Below are 17,183 nucleotides of genomic sequence, written 5' to 3'. Positions count from 1 at the left end.
TCTGAACATACGGCGCCTTATGATTGTTTTCTCCTCGTTACAAATTCGTCGCGGCGTACGCGTCCTGCTGGACAACGCCACCGCTACCATCAACCCTGGCCAAAAGGTCGGTCTGGTGGGCAAAAACGGCTGCGGTAAATCCACGCTGCTATCGCTTTTGAAAAACGAGATTAGCGCCGACGGCGGCAGTATGACCTTTCCGGGCAGCTGGCAGCTGGCGTGGGTTAATCAGGAAACCCCTGCTCTGGCGCAGCCAGCCATTGATTATGTTATTGACGGCGATCGGGAATATCGCCAGCTCGAGGCCGATTTAAATCAGGCCAACGAGCGCAATGACGGTCACGCCATTGCGACGGTTCACGGCAAGCTGGACGCCATTGACGCCTGGACCATCCGCTCACGCGCCTCGAGCCTGCTGCACGGCCTGGGCTTCAGCAATGAACAGCTGGAGCGCCCGGTGAGCGACTTCTCCGGCGGCTGGCGTATGCGTCTGAACCTGGCGCAGGCGTTAATTTGCCGCTCCGACCTGCTGCTGCTGGATGAACCGACTAACCACCTCGATCTCGATGCGGTGATCTGGCTGGAAAAGTGGCTCAAAAGCTATACCGGCACGCTGATCCTTATCTCGCACGATCGCGATTTTCTCGATCCTATCGTCGATAAAATTATACATATCGAACAGCAAAACATGTTCGAGTACACCGGCAACTACAGCTCGTTCGAAGTACAGCGCGCCACCCGTCTGTCGCAGCAGCAGTCGATGTATGAAAGCCAGCAGCTGCGCGTCGCCCATCTGCAAAGCTATATCGATCGCTTCCGCGCCAAGGCCACCAAGGCGAAGCAGGCCCAGAGCCGCATTAAAATGCTGGAGCGCATGGAGCTTATCGCCCCGGCCCACGTCGATAACCCGTTTCACTTTAGCTTCCGCGCGCCGGAAAGCCTGCCCAACCCGCTGCTGAAGATGGAAAAAGTCAGCGCCGGCTACGGTGAACGCATTATCCTCGACTCGATCAAGCTGAATTTGGTTCCCGGCTCACGCATCGGCCTGCTGGGGCGCAACGGCGCCGGTAAATCGACGCTCATCAAGCTGCTGGCCGGCGAGCTGCAGCCGCTGCACGGCGAAGTGGGGCTGGCAAAAGGGATTAAGCTGGGCTACTTCGCCCAGCATCAGCTGGAGTTCCTGCGGGCGGATGAATCACCGCTGCAGCACCTGGCTCGCCTGGCGCCGCAGGAGCTGGAGCAGAAGCTGCGCGACTATCTCGGCGGCTTCGGTTTCCAGAGCGATAAGGTCAACGAAGCAACCCAGCGCTTCTCCGGCGGCGAAAAAGCGCGCCTGGTGCTGGCGCTGATCGTCTGGCAGCGCCCTAATCTTCTGCTGCTCGATGAACCGACTAACCACCTTGACCTTGATATGCGCCAGGCTTTAACCGAAGCGCTGATTGATTTCGAAGGCGCGCTGGTGGTGGTCTCGCACGATCGCCACCTGATCCGTTCGACCACCGACGATCTCTATCTGGTCCACGACGGCAAGGTTGAGCAGTTCGACGGCGATCTGGAAGATTACCAGCAGTGGCTGAGCGACTCGCAGAAGCAGGAGAGCCAGCCGTCTGACGCGATCAAAGATAACGGCAACAGCGCCCAGTCCCGCAAAGACCAAAAGCGCCGGGAAGCGGAGCTGCGCACCCTGACTCAGCCATTGCGTAAAGAGATTACCCGCCTTGAGAAAGAGATGGATAAACTCAACGCCCAGCTCGCGCAGGCGGAAGAGAAACTGGGCGACAGCGGCCTGTATGACGCATCCCGCAAAGCGGACCTAACCGCCTGCCTGCAGCAGCAGGCCAGTGCCAAATCAGGTCTGGAAGAGTGCGAAATGGCCTGGCTGGAGGCGCAGGAACAGCTGGAGCAGATGCTGCAGGAAGGCTAAGCCCTGCGGGCCGATCGCGCGGCCTCGACGGTTCACTGGTAATGAGCTTTCGGGGCCACTCTTCATGCCGCAAAAGGCCATATAGCGCCCGCTCTTTTTCGCGTAATCTCCACCAGCTGGCCACAAGACCACATATTGGCTAACCTGCGCACCTCATGCGCGGTATAGTGTTTATAAGATTATTAATTGCTCTGGTGCTATGGTTGAAATCACCCCTACAGAAATGACGCCCCCCGAAGACGACTCGCGCGAGTTTCACCCGATGCGCGGCGTGGGCAATCGTCATCTGCAAACCATGCTGCCGCGACTGATCCGCCGCAAACTGGGCTTTACCCCACAATGGCAGCGCCTTGAACTCCCCGACGGTGATTTTATCGATTTGGCCTGGAGTGAGGATCCCGAATCAGCCCGCCATAAGCCGCGGCTGGTGGTTTTTCACGGTCTGGAAGGAAGCCTGCACAGCCCTTACGCTCACGGTCTGATCCACGCGGCAATGCAGCGCGGCTGGCTCGGCGTGGTGATGCATTTCCGCGGCTGTAGCGGCGAGCCTAACCGCAATAACCGCATCTACCACTCCGGAGAGACGGAAGACGGCACCTGGTTCCTGCGCTGGCTGCAGCGCGAATTTGGTCCCGCTCCCACGGCCGCCGTCGGCTATTCGCTGGGCGGCAATATGCTCGGCTGCCTGCTGGCAAACGAGGGCGACAGCGTCCCGCTCGACGCGGCGGTCATCGTGTCGGCCCCGTTCATGTTGGAAGCCTGCAGCTACCATATGGATAAAGGCTTCTCCCGCGTCTACCAGCGCTATCTGCTGAACCTGTTAAAAGCGAACGCCGCGCGCAAGCTAAAAGCCTACCCGGGCTCTCTGCCGGTTGATTTACGCCAGCTAAAAGGCATGCGGCGCATTCGCGAGTTTGACGATACCATCACCGCCAAAATTCACGGCTTTGCCGATGCGCTGGACTACTATCGCCAGTGCAGCGCGATGCCGCGCCTGAGCGATATCACGAAACCTACGCTGATCATTCACGCGAAAGACGATCCGTTCATGGACCATCATTCCATTCCGCCGCAGGAGCAGCTGCCGGCTAACGTCGAGTACCAACTGACCGAACAAGGCGGCCACGTCGGGTTTGTCGGCGGCACGCTGCGCAGGCCGGAGATGTGGCTGGAAAGACGGATCCCGGACTGGCTAACGCGCTGGCTGGAAGGAAAAAAATGATTATTCCCTGGCAGGATCTGGATCCCGAAACGCTGGATAACCTGATTGAAACCTTTGTGTTGCGCGAAGGCACCGATTATGGTGAACATGAACGCTCGCTGGCCGATAAGGTCGCCGATGTAAAACAGCAGCTGAAAAGCGGAGAAGCCGTACTGGTGTGGTCAGAGCTGCACGAGACGGTCAACATCATGCCCCGCAAGCAGTTCCACGGCTAAGGCGGCGCCACACCATCGTTTAATCTGGGAGTTGATATGTCTGCCAAACATCCGGTGATTGCCGTCACGGGCTCCAGCGGCGCGGGAACCACCACCACCAGCCTCGCCTTTCGCAAAATCTTCGCCCAGTTGAACCTGCGTGCCGCCGAAGTCGAGGGCGATAGCTTCCATCGCTACACCCGCCCGGAAATGGACATGGCGATCCGCAAAGCGCGGGATCAGGGGAAGCACATCAGCTATTTTGGCCCGGAAGCAAACGACTTCGGCCTACTGGAAAACACCTTCCTCGAATACGGGCGCAGCGGAACCGGCCAGTCGAGAAAATACCTGCATACCTATGACGAGGCCGTGCCATGGAATCAGGTACCGGGCACCTTCACGCCCTGGCAGCCGCTGCCGGAGCCGACCGACGTCCTGTTTTACGAAGGGCTGCACGGCGGCGTTGTCACCCCGCTGCACAACGTGGCGCACAATGTCGACCTGCTGGTGGGTGTCGTGCCCATCGTCAACCTGGAGTGGATCCAGAAGCTCATCCGCGATACCAGCGAGCGCGGGCACTCTCGCGAAGCGGTAATGGATTCGGTCGTCCGTTCAATGGAAGATTATATTAACTTCATCACCCCGCAGTTCTCACGTACCCATATCAACTTCCAGCGGGTTCCCACCGTTGATACGTCGAACCCCTTCGCCGCGAAAGGTATTCCCTCGCTGGATGAAAGCTTTGTGGTGATCCACTTCCGCAACCTGCAGGATATCGACTTCCCGTGGCTGCTGGCGATGCTGCAAGGGTCGTTTATCTCGCATATCAATACGCTGGTGGTACCGGGCGGCAAAATGGGGCTGGCGATGGAGCTGATCATGGCGCCGCTGGTTGAACGGCTGATGGCGGGGAAAAAGATCGGTTAAGCCGCTAAAAACCCCGGCTGCGCGACGCAAACCGGGGAGACGGGCTGGCCATTCGGCTTAGCCCTCGATAACCTCGTACGAATGCGTGATATTTACCGCTTTTTGCAGCATCAGCGCCACCGAGCAGTATTTCTCCGCCGACAGGTCTACCGCGCGCGAAACGACCGCATCCTTCAGCTCGCGGCCGGTCACGATAAAGTGCAGGTTGATGTGGGTAAACAGGCGCGGCGCCTCTTCCCGACGCTCTGAGGTCAGCTTCACCTCACAGTTGGTCACATCGTGACGTCCTTTCTGCAAAATTGAGACCACGTCGATGGCGCTACAGCCACCGGCGGCCATCAGCACCATTTCCATCGGGCTCGGCGCTTTATCCCCGGAGTTACCGTCCATCAAAATCTGGTGGCCGGAAGCCGACTCACCGATGAAGGTTAACCCTTCCACCCATTTCACACGAGCTTGCATAAAATTTAACTCCAAGGTTGCAATTTTCCTGACAGATTACGCGCACATAACAAATCTCGCAACGGAAGGCGACCTGCATCATGCTGAAGCGAGACACCAGGAGACACGCGGCAAAAGCTATGCTAAAACAGTCAGGATGCTACAGTATTACATTGATGTACTGCATGTATGCAGAGGAATTCACATTACAGGCTGAAGAAAAATCACCAGCCAGCTTCCCAGGCATAGGGAAACAATACGATTGCATGCCCGGATGCCGTGTAGTGTCGGCACCCGGAGATAGCTTATAACAGAGGATAACCGCGCATGGTGCTTGGCAAACCGCAAACAGACCCTACCCTCGAATGGTTCTTGTCTCATTGCCACATTCATAAGTACCCATCTAAAAGCACGCTGATCCACCAGGGTGAAAAAGCAGAAACGTTGTACTACATCGTCAAAGGCTCTGTGGCTGTGCTCATCAAGGATGAAGAAGGCAAAGAGATGATTCTCTCTTACCTCAACCAGGGCGATTTCATCGGTGAATTAGGCTTGTTCGAAGAAGGCCAGGAGCGTAGCGCCTGGGTACGTGCGAAAACCGCATGTGAAGTGGCCGAAATCTCCTATAAAAAATTCCGTCAGCTGATCCAGGTTAACCCGGATATTCTGATGCGTCTTTCGTCGCAGATGGCCCGCCGTCTGCAGGTTACCTCTGAGAAAGTCGGTAACCTTGCCTTCCTCGACGTCACCGGCCGTATCGCCCAGACGTTGCTGAACCTGGCAAAACAGCCTGACGCCATGACCCACCCGGACGGTATGCAAATCAAAATTACCCGTCAGGAAATCGGTCAGATCGTCGGCTGTTCACGTGAAACCGTTGGCCGTATTCTGAAGATGCTGGAAGATCAAAACCTGATCTCCGCACACGGTAAAACTATCGTCGTCTACGGCACGCGTTAAACTGATAAAACGGCGTGTTGCTCCTGCAATACGCCGTTTTTGTTTTCCCTCTATGTGGCGCAGGCTGATTTACCACCCGGAAGTCAACTACGCACTGCGGCAAACGCTGGTGCTGTGTTTGCCGGTCGCAATAGGCCTCCTTCTCGGCCATCTGCAGCAGGGCCTGCTGTTCTCGCTGGTTCCCGCATGCTGCAACGTCGCCGGCCTTGATACACCGCATAAGCGCTTCTTTAAACGCCTGATTATTGGCGGCTCGCTCTTTGCCGGCTGCAGCCTGATCGTTCAGCTCCTTCTCCAGCACGCTATCCCGCTCCCTTTAATTCTCAGCGGCCTGACCCTGCTCCTTGGCGTCACGGCAGAAATCAGCTCGCTGCACGCAAGGCTGCTGCCCGCCTCGCTGATTGCCGCCATCTTTACCCTGAGCCTCGCCGGCAATATGCCGATCTGGGAACCGCTGCTGATCTACGCGCTTGGCACGCTGTGGTACGGACTATTCAACTGGTTCTGGTTTTGGCTGTGGCGCGAGCAGCCGCTGCGCGAATCGCTAAGCCTGCTCTACCGGGAGCTGGCCAATTATTGTGAAGCCAAATACAGCCTGCTGACCCAGCATATCGACCCGGCAACCTCGCTGCCTCCGCTGCTTACCCGTCAGCAAAAGGTCGTCGACCTGATCACCCAGTGCTACCAGCAGATGCATATGCTGGCGGCCAATCAGCGTAGCGACCATAAGCGCCTGCTGCGGGCGTTTCAGGTTGCCCTCGATCTGCAGGAACATATTTCCGTCAGCCTGCATCAGCCGGAAGAGGTGCAGAAGCTGGTCGAACGCAGCCACGCGGAAGCGGTAATTCGCTGGAATGCGCAAACCGTCGCCACGCGGCTAAGGATGCTGGCGGATGACATCCTGTACCACCGCTATCCGCAGCGTTTTAACATGGATAAGCAGATCGGCGCCCTGGAGAAGATTGCCTCTCAGCACCCCGACAATCCGGTCGGGCAATTCTGCGCATGGCACTTCAGCCGCCTTGCCCGGGTGCTGCGCACCCAGCGTCCGCTGTACCCACGTAACCTGATGGCCGATAAGGAACGGCGCCTGCCGCTGCTGCCTGCGCTGAAAAACTATCTCTCTTACAAATCGCCGGCTTTACGCAACGCCGCCCGTATCTGCGTAATGCTCACCGCCGCGAGCCTGATGGGCAGTGCGCTAAACCTGCCCAAACCTTACTGGATCCTAATGACGGTGCTTTTCGTCACCCAGAACGGCTACGGCGCAACGCGGGTCCGCATCGTCCACCGGGCGGCAGGGACCCTCGCCGGCCTGGTGATTGCCGGGCTGACGCTGCACTTCCACGTCCCGGAGGGCTATACGCTGACCGCGATGCTGATTATCACGCTGTTGAGCTATCTGATTATTCGCAAGAGCTACGGCTGGGCAATGGTGGGCTTTACCGTCACGGCGGTTTATACCCTGCAGCTGCTAACGCTCAACGGCGAGCAGTTTATTGTCGCCAGGCTTATCGATACGCTTATCGGGTGTCTAATTGCCTTCGGCGGGATGGTATGGCTGTGGCCGCAGTGGCAAAGCGGCCTGCTGCGTAAAAACGCCCACGACGCGCTGGAGGCAGACCAGGAAGCTATCCGCCTCATTCTCAGCGACGATCACCAGGCGCCGGCGCTGGCCTATCGGCGGATGCGCGTCAACCAGGCGCACAACTCGCTGTTTAACTCGCTGAATCAGGCGATGCAGGAGCCCGGATTTAACTCGCGATATCTTGACGATATGAAGCTGTGGGTCACCCATAGCCAGTTTATTGTCGAGCATATCAACGCCATGACCACGCTGGCCCGCGAGCACAATATGCTGACGCCGGATCTGGCCCGGCGCTATCTTGAATCCTGTGAGATTGCGCTGCAGCGCTGCCAGCAGCGGCTGGATACCGACGGGCCGGGTAGCGCCGGCGAGGTGAATATCATGGAGTCGCAGGATGCGGACGTGCCCCGCGGCCCGCTGAGCACCATGGAACAGCACCTGCAGCGGATCCTCGATCATCTGAACACCATGCACACCATCTCATCGGTGGCATGGCGTCAGCGTCCGCATCACGGCATCTGGCTACGCGCAACTAAGCGCTAAGTACGCGCTGTACCGCCTGTGTGAAGCGCGCCATTCCTTCGTCAATATCGCTATCGTCAATGACCAGCGAAGGCACAAAGCGCATCACGTCAGGCCCGGCATTGAGCACCATCACGCCCGCCTCCGCCGCGGCATACAGGAAATCACGCGCCCGGCCGTGATGCTGAGGCTTCAGCTCCGCGCCGATCAGCAGCCCCATACCGCGAATATCGCTAAACAGATCGAAGCGGGCGTCAATCTGCTGCAGATGCTGCACAAAGCGCTCGCGCTTCGCGTTGACGCCGTCCAGTACCTCAGGCGTATTAATCAAATCAAACGCCGCACCGGCGACGGCGCAGGCAAGCGGGTTTCCCCCGTAGGTTGAACCGTGGGAGCCGGCGTGGAACGCGCTGGCGATATCATGGGTGGTCAGCATGGCGCTAACCGGGAAACCGCCGCCGAGCGCTTTCGCGCTGGTCAGGATATCCGGCGTCACGCCGTAATGCATATAGGCGAACAGCGAACCGGTGCGCCCCATTCCGCACTGCACTTCATCAAACACCAGCAGCGCCTGATGCTGGTCGCACAGTTCGCGCAGGCCTTTGAGGAACTCCGGCGTCGCGGCCATCACGCCGCCTTCGCCCTGAATCGGCTCAACCACCACCGCGCAGGTGTGATCGTCCATAACCGCCTTCACCGCGTGCAGATCGTTGAACGGCACGTGAATGATATCCGCCGGCTTCGGCCCGAAGCCGTCAGAATATTTCGGCTGCCCGCCAACGGAGACCGTAAACAGCGAACGACCGTGGAAAGCGTTATGGAAGGCGATGATTTTGGTTTTATAGGGGCTATGGCGGGTGATCGTGTAGTTGCGCGCCAGCTTGAATGCCGTTTCGTTGGCTTCAGTGCCGGAGTTCATAAACACCACGCGGTCGGCGAAGGTGGCATCGACCAGCTTTCGGCCCAGGCGCAGCGCCGGTTCGTTGGTGAAAACGTTGCTGGTATGCCACAGCGTTTCCCCCTGCTCATGCAGCGCCGTAACCAGCGCCGGATGGCAATGACCGAGCGCCGTGACGGCAATACCGCCCGCAAAATCAACGTACTCCTTGCCCTGCTGATCCCATACGCGGCTACCTTTACCTTTTACCGGAATAAACTCTGCCGGTGCATAAATCGGCAAAATAACCTCATCGAATGTGGCGCGGGTAATTGCCGGTTGCTCAGTTGCCATGTGATGCTATCCTTCTTCGTTATGCCATGATGATAGTGATATTATAATCACAAAATATGCATAAAAAATCAGTCAATGGCAACTACAAATCAACGATTGAGGAAGTTTGCCAGCAGCTGATGCCCCTGCTCGCTGAGGATGCTTTCCGGGTGAAACTGCACCCCTTCGAGATCCCACTCACGATGGCGAATGGCCATAATCTCTCCGCTCTCGCTGCGGGCCGTCACTGCGAAGCAGTCAGGCAGGGTATCCGGGTCAATGACCAGAGAGTGATAGCGGGTCACGGTAAGGGGGTTGTTTAACCCCTGAAACACGCCGCGTCCGTCGTGGCTGATGGGGGAGGTTTTTCCGTGCATGACTCTGGCGGCGCGGACGATGGTCGCCCCGAAGACCTGGGCGATAGCCTGATGCCCCAGGCAGACACCCAGCAGCGGCACTTTCCCGGCATAATGTCCGATGACGGCCAGGGAGATCCCCGACTCATCCGGCGTGCAGGGGCCAGGAGAGATAACGATTTTCTCCGGCGCCAGCGCCGCGATCTCCTCCAGCGTCAGCTCATCGTTACGCTTAACCAGCACCTCGGCCCCCAGCTCGCAAAAATACTGGTACAAATTCCAGGTGAAAGAATCATAGTTGTCGATAAGCAGGATCATAGCGGCTCCGGAAAAAACAAAACCGGGCTATTCTACTCAGATTCTCACGCTTCGCTTACCACTTTGGCAAAGATCGCTTCTAGCGGCTGCGCATCGCCCATCGCCCCCAGCTGATTAGCCCGGCTCCATGCCTCAGGATCGATATCGCGCCAGTCGAGGATAAAGCCGGCATGAATCGCCAACTGCTCAAAGAAAATACGCTGCGCCAGCCCGCTGCCGAGGCGAAAAGGGTGCAGCACATTGATTTCGCCGTAGTACCAGCTCAGGCGCACAATAAAAGCGCTGCGGTCGAGGCCGCTAAGATAGTTCTCCTCTTCCAGAGCCCGCATTAGCGCGTTGCCCTCCTTTTCAATCCATGCGAAATGACAAAAAGGCGTATCTCCCTGATAGATATCAATCTCCCTGAACCGTCCGGCCCAGGAAAAAATATCCTGATAGAGCTGATGGTGAATCGCGCAGAGATAGGGCAGCCCGCGCCCGCGCGGCCCAAGGGGAATCGTCGCCGCGCGTAGGGAGGTTATCTCCAGCATGACCTGCTCGAGCCGCCGGGCCTGGCGAATATCGGGAAGATTGCGCAATACGTCGAGCACGGGGTAGAGATAGGGATCGCGGCCATTGCCAAATTTACTGCTCATGACGCCCCCTCAGCTCAGCAAGGCGCGCCAGCGCTTCATCGGCGCTTAGCGTCACCAAAGGTACAACGGCACCTTCCAGCCGACGGCTGGCCTGAAAATTCACGTTTCGAGTCTGTTCCCAGAGCCGGGATTTTTGCTTATCGGTGAGTGAACGCATGCTCGCCTCTCTTATCGTCCCCTGTGCCACAAGTATAAGCAGCAATTTCGGGTCGCGCAGAAAGGCCGAAACAACGGCGCGAGCGTAGGCCGCCCGCGCGCGGGAGAGCTTAAGGCAGAACCTTCGCGGAGAGGATCACAACGGGTTTGGACGGTACATTCTGGTACGGCCCAACGTTATGCGTCTGGACCTGGGAAATCTTGTCGGCGACGTCCATTCCTTTGACGACTTTACCAAACACCGCGTAGCCAAAATCGCGCTGTCCGTGATCGAGGAAGGCATTGTCGGCGATGTTGATGAAGAACTGGCTGGTCGCGCTGTCCTGATCGGCGGTACGCGCCATCGCGATGGTGCCGCGGGTGTTACGCAGGCCGTTATCCGCTTCGTTCTTGATTGGCGGGTTCGGCTGCTTTTGCTGCATCTGTTCGCTGAAGCCGCCGCCCTGCACCATAAAGCCAGGAATTACGCGGTGAAAAGTGGTGTTGTTGTAGAAGCCGCTGTTCACGTACTTCAGGAAGTTATCGACGGAAATCGGTGCTTTCTGGCTATTTAACTCCAGCTCAATATTTCCCGCAGAAGTCGTCAGCAAGACATGGGGATCGCCCTTTGCTGCCATAGCCGGGGAGAAAGCGGAAATAGCGAAAACGGCAACCACCGCCGCCAGAGTTGATTTGAGCATCGAGATTCCTTAACGGAGCTGAAAAAAGCAAGTGCATTGATTCTAAAGAGCCTTTGCATCCTGGGCCAGCCTTTTACCTAATTTTACGTAGCTGAAACAGTTGTAACGAGGCGCACTTCGATCGGCTGAATCTATAAAAGCGATCCACATCACACTAATATGTGCAAAAAGATCTACATTTCATAATAAACGTTTGCTTACATCACCCGAACGAATAAAATCTGTCCGCCCTGGCGCAGAGTCAACGCGCTTTACATTTCTATTCACAGGCCAGTCATGACTAACAGCAATCGTATCAAGCTCACATGGATCAGCTTCTTCTCCTACGCCCTGACCGGAGCGCTGGTGATCGTCACCGGGATGGTGATGGGCAATATCGCCGATTACTTCCATGTGCCCGTTTCGAGTATGAGCAACACCTTCACTTTCCTCAATGCCGGGATCCTGATCTCTATCTTCCTCAACGCCTGGCTGATGGAAATCGTACCGCTGAAAACGCAGCTGCGGTTTGGCTTTGTCCTGATGGTACTGGCGGTAATCGGGCTAATCTTTGGCCACAGCCTGACGCTGTTCTCCGCGTCGATGTTCGTGCTGGGTCTGGTCAGCGGGATCACCATGTCGATCGGCACCTTCCTGATAACCCATATGTATGAAGGCCGCCAGCGCGGTGCGCGCCTGCTGTTTACCGACTCCTTCTTCAGCATGGCGGGAATGATTTTCCCGATGGTTGCCGCCTATTTGCTGGCACGCAGCATCGAGTGGTACTGGGTATATGTCTGTATTGGTCTGGTTTACGTCGCCATCTTCGTTCTGACCTTCGGCTGTGAATTCCCGGTGCTGGGTCAAAAAGCGCAGCAGGACAGCCAGCCGGTCGTCAAAGAGAAATGGGGTATCGGCGTACTGTTTCTGTCCATCGCCGCGCTGTGCTATATCCTTGGCCAGCTGGGCTTTATCTCCTGGGTGCCGGAATATGCCAAGGGCCTGGGCATGAGCCTTGGCGATGCGGGTAAGCTGGTGAGCGATTTCTGGATGTCGTACATGATAGGTATGTGGTCATTCAGCTTCATCCTGCGCTTCTTCGACCTGCAGCGCATTCTTACCGTTCTGGCGGGCCTGGCAACGGTGCTGATGTACCTGTTTATTAACGGTTCGCCGGAGCATATGCCGTGGTTTATCCTGACCCTTGGCTTCTTCTCCAGCGCTATCTACACCTCGCTGATTACCCTGGGTTCGCAGCAGACCAAAGTCTCCTCACCGAAGCTGGTTAACTTTGTGCTCACCTGCGGCACCATCGGGACGATGCTGACCTTCGTGGTCACCGGTCCTATCGTTGCCGCCAGCGGCCCGCTGGCCGCGCTGCAAACCGCTAACGGCCTCTATGCCGTGGTATTCGTGATGTGCATTATCCTCGGCTTCGTCTCCCGCCACCGCCAGCACGGCGCGCAGGCAGGGTCACACTAAGCCACGCTAGCCCTTTGGCCCCTTTGCATCCGCAGAGGGGCTATTGCGAGTAAAGAACAGTTCCTCCCCGCCTCTATCGGTCTGTATCCAGGTCTGCGCCAGCTGCGTGGTGGCAATAACCCGCCCCTGACGAATCGACCAGCGTACCGGCACCTGACAGCGCACGGCTTCAAAACCGTTTTCCGCAGGCAGAATAATCAGGTTGGCGGTATTCCCCGTGCTGATGCCGTAGTCGCTCAGACCAAAGGTGCGGGCGCTGTTGTCGGTAATCAGCTTCAGGCCGTCGTTAATCTGCTGATAGCCCATCAGCTGACAAACGTGCAGACCCATATGCAGTACCTGCAGCATATTGCCGGTGCCCAGCGGATACCACGGGTCGAAAACGTCGTCGTGACCAAAGCACACGTTGATCCCTGCGGCCATCAGCTCTTTTACCCGGGTAATACCGCGCCGCTTGGGGTAATCATCGAAGCGCCCCTGCAGGTGGATATTCACCAGCGGGTTAGCGACAAAGTTAATTCCCGAGAGCTTCAGCAGGCGAAACAGCCGCGAGGTATAGGCGCCGTTATAGGAGTGCATGGCGGTGGTATGGCTGGCCGTAACCCGCGGGCCAATCCCCTCTTTTAACGCCAGGGCCGCGACCGTTTCGACAAACCGCGACTGCTCATCATCGATTTCATCGCAGTGGATATCCAGCGGACGCTGATATTTCTGCGCCAGGCGAAAGGCGATATGCAGGGACTCAACGCCGTACTCGCGGGTAAACTCGAAGTGGGGAATAGCCCCCACCACATCGGCGCCGAGGCGCAGCGCCTCTTCCAGCAAGGCCTCCCCATTGGGGTAGGATAAAATCCCCTCCTGTGGGAAGGCGACTATCTGCAAATCTACCCACGGGGCTACCTCCTGCTTCACTTCCAGCATCGCTTTTAAGGCGGTCAGCGTCGGGTCTGAAACATCGACATGCGTGCGCACAAACTGTATACCGTTGGCAATTTGCCACTTCAGGGTTTTCCACGCCCGGGCTTTGACATCCTCATGGCTCAGCAGCGCCTTGCGCTCCGCCCAACGCTCAATACCCTCGAACAGCGTCCCGGATTGATTCCAGCTCGGCTCACCGGCAGTTTGCGTCGTATCCAGATGAATATGCGGTTCAATAAACGGTGGAATTGCCAGCCCACCGCGAGCGTTGAGCACTTCAAGACTCTCGCCTCGCGCGTCGCCCATCGGGGTAATATCGCCAAAGCAGCCTTTATCTATTGCTATCTGCCATAGCCCGTCGCGGCCAGGCAGGCGCACGTTCTGAATCAACCAAAGTGGTGCTGCTGTCATCTTGATGGCTCCCGTTAAAATTGCTTGATTTTCATTCAACCCGCCCCCGCATTCCCCTGCCATTTTTGTACATAAAAGCAACAAAAAGGAAAAGCCTGAGTTTTCCACAACTTAGAAAAACCCAAATAAATCATGATAATACCCATTAAGGGGTAGGTGGGATTGAATTTGATTTGCATCAATAAGTGTACCGGCTGAATCGTTAAGGTAGGCGGTATTAGAAAAGAAATCGAGGCAAAAATGAGCAAAGTCAGAATCGCTATTATCGGTAACGGCATGGTTGGCCATCGCTTTATCGAAGAGCTTCTTGATAAGGCGCCTGCCGGAGAGTTTGACATTACCGTGTTCTGCGAAGAACCCCGTATCGCTTACGACCGCGTCCACCTGTCATCTTACTTCTCCCATCATACCGCGGAAGAACTTTCGCTGGTTCGTGAAGGATTTTACGAGAAGCACGGCGTTAACGTCCTGATTGGCGAGCGCGCAATTACGATTAACCGCCAGGAGAAGGTCATTCACTCCAGCGCGGGACGCACCGTATTTTACGACAAACTGGTGATGGCAACCGGCTCCTATCCGTGGATCCCGCCGATTAAAGGCGCGGAAACTCAGGACTGCTTCGTTTACCGTACGATTGAAGATCTCAACGCTATCGAATCCTGCGCCCGCCGCAGCAAACGCGGCGCCGTCGTCGGCGGCGGCCTGCTGGGCCTTGAAGCCGCAGGCGCGCTGAAAAACCTCGGCGTTGAAACCCACGTTATCGAATTTGCGCCAATGCTGATGGCCGAGCAGCTTGATAATATGGGCGGCGAGCAGCTGAAGCGCAAAATCGAAAGTATGGGCGTGAAGGTTCATACCAGCAAAAATACCAAAGAGATCGTCCAGCAGGGCACCGAAGCGCGGAAAACCATGCAATTCGCCGACGGTAGCGAGCTGCAGGTCGATTTCATCGTGTTCTCCACCGGTATCCGCCCGCGCGACAAGCTTGCGACCCAATGCGGTCTGGCGGTGGCACAGCGCGGCGGTATCGTCGTGAATGATACCTGCCAGACCTCCGATCCGGATATCTACGCCATCGGCGAATGCGCCAGCTGGAACAACCGCGTCTATGGTCTGGTCGCGCCGGGCTACAAAATGGCCCAGGTAACCGTCGACCATATCCTCGGCACGGACAACGCCTTCACCGGCGCCGACCTCAGCGCCAAGCTGAAGCTGCTCGGCGTTGACGTTGGCGGTATCGGCGATGCGCATGGCCGCACGCCAGGCGCACGCAGCTACGTCTATCTCGATGAGAGCAAAGAAGTCTACAAACGCCTGATCGTCAGCGCAGATAACAAAACCCTGCTCGGCGCGGTGCTGGTCGGCGATACCAGCGACTACGGCAACCTGCTGCAGCTGGTGCTGAACGCTATCGAACTGCCGGAAAACCCGGACGCGCTGATTCTGCCGTCTCATGCCGGCAGCGGTAAGCCCTCTATTGGCGTCGATAAGCTGCCGGATAGCGCGCAAATCTGCTCCTGCTTCGATGTGACCAAAGGCATGCTGATCTCCGCCATCAATAAGGGCTGCCATACCGTTGCCGCACTGAAAGCTGAAACCAAAGCCGGTACCGGCTGCGGCGGTTGTATTCCGCTGGTGACCCAGGTACTGAACGCCGAGCTGGCAAAACAGGGTATCGAAGTTAACCATAACCTGTGCGAGCACTTCGCCTACTCGCGTCAGGAGTTGTTCCACCTGATCCGCGTCGAAGGCATCAAAACCTTCGATGAGCTGTTGGAAAAACACGGCAAGGGCTACGGCTGCGAAGTATGTAAACCTACCGTTGGCTCACTGCTGGCCTCCTGCTGGAATGAGTACATCCTCAAACCTGAGCATACGCCGCTGCAGGAGACCAACGATAACTTCCTCGCCAATATCCAGAAAGACGGGACCTACTCGATTATCCCGCGCTCCGCAGGCGGCGAAATCACGCCGGAAGGGCTGGTGGCCGTCGGTCGCATCGCGCGCGAATATAACCTCTACACCAAAATCACCGGCTCGCAGCGTATCGGCATGTTTGGCGCCCAGAAAGACGATCTGCCGGAAATCTGGCGTCAGCTAATTGAAGCAGGCTTTGAAACCGGCCACGCGTACGCCAAGGCCCTGCGTATGGCCAAAACCTGCGTCGGCAGCACCTGGTGCCGCTACGGCGTGGGCGACAGCGTAGGCTTCGGCGTCGAGCTGGAGAACCGCTACAAAGGCATCCGTACGCCGCATAAGATGAAGTTTGGCGTGTCAGGCTGTACGCGTGAATGCGCGGAAGCGCAGGGTAAAGACGTCGGCATCATCGCCACCGAAAAAGGCTGGAACCTCTACGTGTGCGGCAACGGCGGGATGAAGCCTCGTCACGCGGATCTGCTGGCCGCCGACCTTGACCGTGAAACGCTGCTCAAGTATCTCGACCGCTTTATGATGTTCTACATCCGCACCGCCGATAAGCTGACGCGTACCGCGCCATGGCTGGATAACATGGAAGGCGGCATCGATTATCTGAAGCGCGTCATCATCGACGACAAGCTGGGTCTGAACGAACACCTGGAAGAGGAGCTGGCCCGCCTGCGTGCAGCCTTCGCCTGCGAGTGGACTGAAACCGTCAACAGCCCGGCGGCGCAGACCCGCTTCAGGCACTTTATCAACAGCAGCCAGCGTGACCCGAACGTTCAGGTTGTGCCGGAACGTGAACAGCATCGCCCGGCTACGCCGTATGAGCGTATTCCGGTGACTCTGGTGGAGGAAAACGTATGAGCCAGTGGATAAACATCTGCAAGATTGACGAAATCCTGCCGGCAACCGGCGTCTGCGCCCTGCTTGGCCAGCAGCAGGTTGCCGTCTTCCGCCCTTATCATGACGACCGGATTTTTGCGATCAGCAACATCGATCCGTTCTTCAACGCCAGCGTTCTTTCTCGCGGCATCATTGCCGAACACGAAGGCGACCTGTGGGTTGCCAGCCCGTTGAAAAAACAGCGCTTCCGTCTGCGTGACGGCTTTTGTATGGAAGATGAGAGCCACTCCATCGCCCATTTTGACGCGCGGGTAAAAGACGGGAAGGTTCAGCTTAAAGCCTGACGCCCCGAGGTTCCCTCTGGTCCTCAGAGGGAACCATACATTCTACTTATGCCCACTAAGCGGTAAGCACCGGAAAAGTCGTATATTTTGTCACTCCTCCGCTGCTATGCTACGACGACTCACCATCTCTCATTGCCCTGCTGCGAGGATATT

General features: G+C 57.1%; 16 protein-coding genes. 9 read left to right on the top strand and 7 right to left on the bottom strand.

What is annotated here, in order from left to right; all coding sequences use genetic code 11:
- Positions 1-19 precede the first annotated feature (19 nt).
- The 4 genes from GVK32_RS25370 to GVK32_RS25355 all read left to right on the top strand — a co-directional run bounded on the left by GVK32_RS25370 (position 20) and on the right by GVK32_RS25355 (position 4,267).
- Positions 20-1,924: an ABC transporter ATP-binding protein gene (locus GVK32_RS25370; protein ID WP_159873349.1), complete on the top strand. Its 1,905-nt coding sequence runs from the start codon at positions 20-22 to the stop codon at positions 1,922-1,924.
- Between the two features lie 199 nt (positions 1,925-2,123).
- Positions 2,124-3,146, top strand: a complete 1,023-nt coding sequence (locus GVK32_RS25365; protein WP_159873347.1) for a hydrolase — start codon at positions 2,124-2,126, stop codon at positions 3,144-3,146.
- On the top strand, positions 3,143-3,361 hold the full coding sequence (locus GVK32_RS25360; protein ID WP_041142984.1) for a YheU family protein: 219 nt from the start codon (positions 3,143-3,145) through the stop codon (positions 3,359-3,361). The genes GVK32_RS25365 and GVK32_RS25360 overlap by 4 nt, the downstream gene beginning before the upstream one ends.
- A 36-nt stretch (positions 3,362-3,397) precedes the next feature.
- Entirely contained in the window at positions 3,398-4,267 is an 870-nt protein-coding gene (locus GVK32_RS25355; RefSeq protein WP_159873346.1) for a phosphoribulokinase, read from the top strand.
- Positions 4,268-4,324: 57 nt separating this feature from the next.
- Here the strand turns inward: GVK32_RS25355 and GVK32_RS25350 are convergent, their stop codons facing one another.
- Positions 4,325-4,729 (bottom strand): OsmC family protein, encoded by a 405-nt coding sequence (locus GVK32_RS25350; protein ID WP_041142986.1) that lies wholly within the window; start codon positions 4,727-4,729, stop codon positions 4,325-4,327.
- A 306-nt stretch (positions 4,730-5,035) separates the two neighbouring features.
- Here GVK32_RS25350 and crp point away from each other — a divergent pair, with 306 nt between their 5' ends.
- Together crp and GVK32_RS25340 are read left to right on the top strand one after the other, a co-directional pair.
- Positions 5,036-5,668 carry a cAMP-activated global transcriptional regulator CRP gene (gene crp, locus GVK32_RS25345; RefSeq protein ID WP_000242758.1) on the top strand — a complete coding sequence of 211 codons (633 nt, stop codon included), beginning with the start codon at positions 5,036-5,038 and terminating at the stop codon, positions 5,666-5,668.
- Between the two features lie 52 nt (positions 5,669-5,720).
- A complete protein-coding gene (locus tag GVK32_RS25340) occupies positions 5,721-7,799 on the top strand; it encodes a YccS/YhfK family putative transporter (protein WP_159873344.1) in 2,079 nt (692 codons plus the stop codon).
- Here GVK32_RS25340 and GVK32_RS25335 read toward each other — a convergent pair.
- From GVK32_RS25335 to ppiA, 5 genes are all read right to left on the bottom strand, one after another.
- Positions 7,789-9,009 carry an aspartate aminotransferase family protein gene (locus GVK32_RS25335; RefSeq protein WP_159873342.1) on the bottom strand — a complete coding sequence of 407 codons (1,221 nt, stop codon included), beginning with the start codon at positions 9,007-9,009 and terminating at the stop codon, positions 7,789-7,791. The genes GVK32_RS25340 and GVK32_RS25335 overlap by 11 nt on opposite strands.
- Positions 9,010-9,098: 89 nt before the next feature.
- On the bottom strand, positions 9,099-9,662 hold the full coding sequence (gene pabA, locus GVK32_RS25330) for an aminodeoxychorismate synthase component 2 (RefSeq protein ID WP_159873340.1): 564 nt from the start codon (positions 9,660-9,662) through the stop codon (positions 9,099-9,101).
- 44 nt (positions 9,663-9,706) lie between these two features.
- Positions 9,707-10,297, bottom strand: a complete 591-nt coding sequence (locus tag GVK32_RS25325; protein ID WP_159873338.1) for a putative adenosine monophosphate-protein transferase Fic — start codon at positions 10,295-10,297, stop codon at positions 9,707-9,709.
- Positions 10,287-10,454, bottom strand: coding sequence for a YhfG family protein (locus GVK32_RS25320; protein WP_159873336.1), 168 nt, complete (start codon positions 10,452-10,454; stop codon positions 10,287-10,289). The genes GVK32_RS25325 and GVK32_RS25320 overlap by 11 nt, the downstream gene beginning before the upstream one ends.
- Positions 10,455-10,563: 109 nt before the next feature.
- A complete protein-coding gene (ppiA, locus tag GVK32_RS25315; RefSeq protein ID WP_045854052.1) occupies positions 10,564-11,133 on the bottom strand; it encodes a peptidylprolyl isomerase A in 570 nt (189 codons plus the stop codon).
- 276 nt (positions 11,134-11,409) lie between these two features.
- On the opposite strand from ppiA, the gene tsgA reads away from it, so the two are divergent.
- Positions 11,410-12,594: an MFS transporter TsgA gene (gene tsgA / locus GVK32_RS25310; protein WP_159873334.1), complete on the top strand. Its 1,185-nt coding sequence runs from the start codon at positions 11,410-11,412 to the stop codon at positions 12,592-12,594.
- A gap of 6 nt (positions 12,595-12,600) precedes the next feature.
- Here tsgA and GVK32_RS25305 read toward each other — a convergent pair whose 3' ends face one another.
- Entirely contained in the window at positions 12,601-13,923 is a 1,323-nt protein-coding gene (locus GVK32_RS25305) for a cytosine deaminase (RefSeq protein ID WP_041142993.1), read from the bottom strand.
- Between the two features lie 240 nt (positions 13,924-14,163).
- Between GVK32_RS25305 and nirB the strand changes: the two genes are divergently transcribed.
- Both nirB and nirD read left to right on the top strand, forming a co-directional pair.
- On the top strand, positions 14,164-16,707 hold the full coding sequence (gene nirB, locus GVK32_RS25300) for a nitrite reductase large subunit NirB (protein WP_045854049.1): 2,544 nt from the start codon (positions 14,164-14,166) through the stop codon (positions 16,705-16,707).
- The gene (gene nirD, locus GVK32_RS25295; protein ID WP_159873332.1) at positions 16,704-17,030 is read left to right on the top strand and encodes a nitrite reductase small subunit NirD; all 327 of its coding nucleotides are present in this window, start codon (positions 16,704-16,706) and stop codon (positions 17,028-17,030) included. Before nirB ends, nirD begins: the two co-directional genes overlap by 4 nt.
- The last annotated feature ends 153 nt before the right edge of the window (positions 17,031-17,183 follow it).

The organism is Klebsiella sp. 18074 (assembly GCF_902705905.1).
GTDB lineage: Bacteria > Pseudomonadota > Gammaproteobacteria > Enterobacterales > Enterobacteriaceae > Klebsiella > Klebsiella terrigena.
The sequence above is the reverse complement of the archived record's forward strand: the minus strand, read 5'-3'. Positions and strand labels throughout refer to the sequence as shown.

Coding starts and splice junctions, on each gene's coding strand:
- nirD (WP_159873332.1), top strand. CDS start 16,704: ATGAGCCAGTGGATAAACATCTGCAAGATTGACGAAATCCTGCCGGCA.
- GVK32_RS25325 (WP_159873338.1), bottom strand. CDS start 10,297: ATGAGCAGTAAATTTGGCAATGGCCGCGATCCCTATCTCTACCCCGTG.
- ppiA (WP_045854052.1), bottom strand. CDS start 11,133: ATGCTCAAATCAACTCTGGCGGCGGTGGTTGCCGTTTTCGCTATTTCC.
- GVK32_RS25365 (WP_159873347.1), top strand. CDS start 2,124: ATGGTTGAAATCACCCCTACAGAAATGACGCCCCCCGAAGACGACTCG.
- GVK32_RS25305 (WP_041142993.1), bottom strand. CDS start 13,923: ATGACAGCAGCACCACTTTGGTTGATTCAGAACGTGCGCCTGCCTGGC.
- GVK32_RS25340 (WP_159873344.1), top strand. CDS start 5,721: ATGTGGCGCAGGCTGATTTACCACCCGGAAGTCAACTACGCACTGCGG.
- tsgA (WP_159873334.1), top strand. CDS start 11,410: ATGACTAACAGCAATCGTATCAAGCTCACATGGATCAGCTTCTTCTCC.
- GVK32_RS25370 (WP_159873349.1), top strand. CDS start 20: ATGATTGTTTTCTCCTCGTTACAAATTCGTCGCGGCGTACGCGTCCTG.
- nirB (WP_045854049.1), top strand. CDS start 14,164: ATGAGCAAAGTCAGAATCGCTATTATCGGTAACGGCATGGTTGGCCAT.
- GVK32_RS25320 (WP_159873336.1), bottom strand. CDS start 10,454: ATGCGTTCACTCACCGATAAGCAAAAATCCCGGCTCTGGGAACAGACT.
- GVK32_RS25335 (WP_159873342.1), bottom strand. CDS start 9,009: ATGGCAACTGAGCAACCGGCAATTACCCGCGCCACATTCGATGAGGTT.
- GVK32_RS25355 (WP_159873346.1), top strand. CDS start 3,398: ATGTCTGCCAAACATCCGGTGATTGCCGTCACGGGCTCCAGCGGCGCG.
- pabA (WP_159873340.1), bottom strand. CDS start 9,662: ATGATCCTGCTTATCGACAACTATGATTCTTTCACCTGGAATTTGTAC.
- GVK32_RS25360 (WP_041142984.1), top strand. CDS start 3,143: ATGATTATTCCCTGGCAGGATCTGGATCCCGAAACGCTGGATAACCTG.
- crp (WP_000242758.1), top strand. CDS start 5,036: ATGGTGCTTGGCAAACCGCAAACAGACCCTACCCTCGAATGGTTCTTG.
- GVK32_RS25350 (WP_041142986.1), bottom strand. CDS start 4,729: ATGCAAGCTCGTGTGAAATGGGTGGAAGGGTTAACCTTCATCGGTGAG.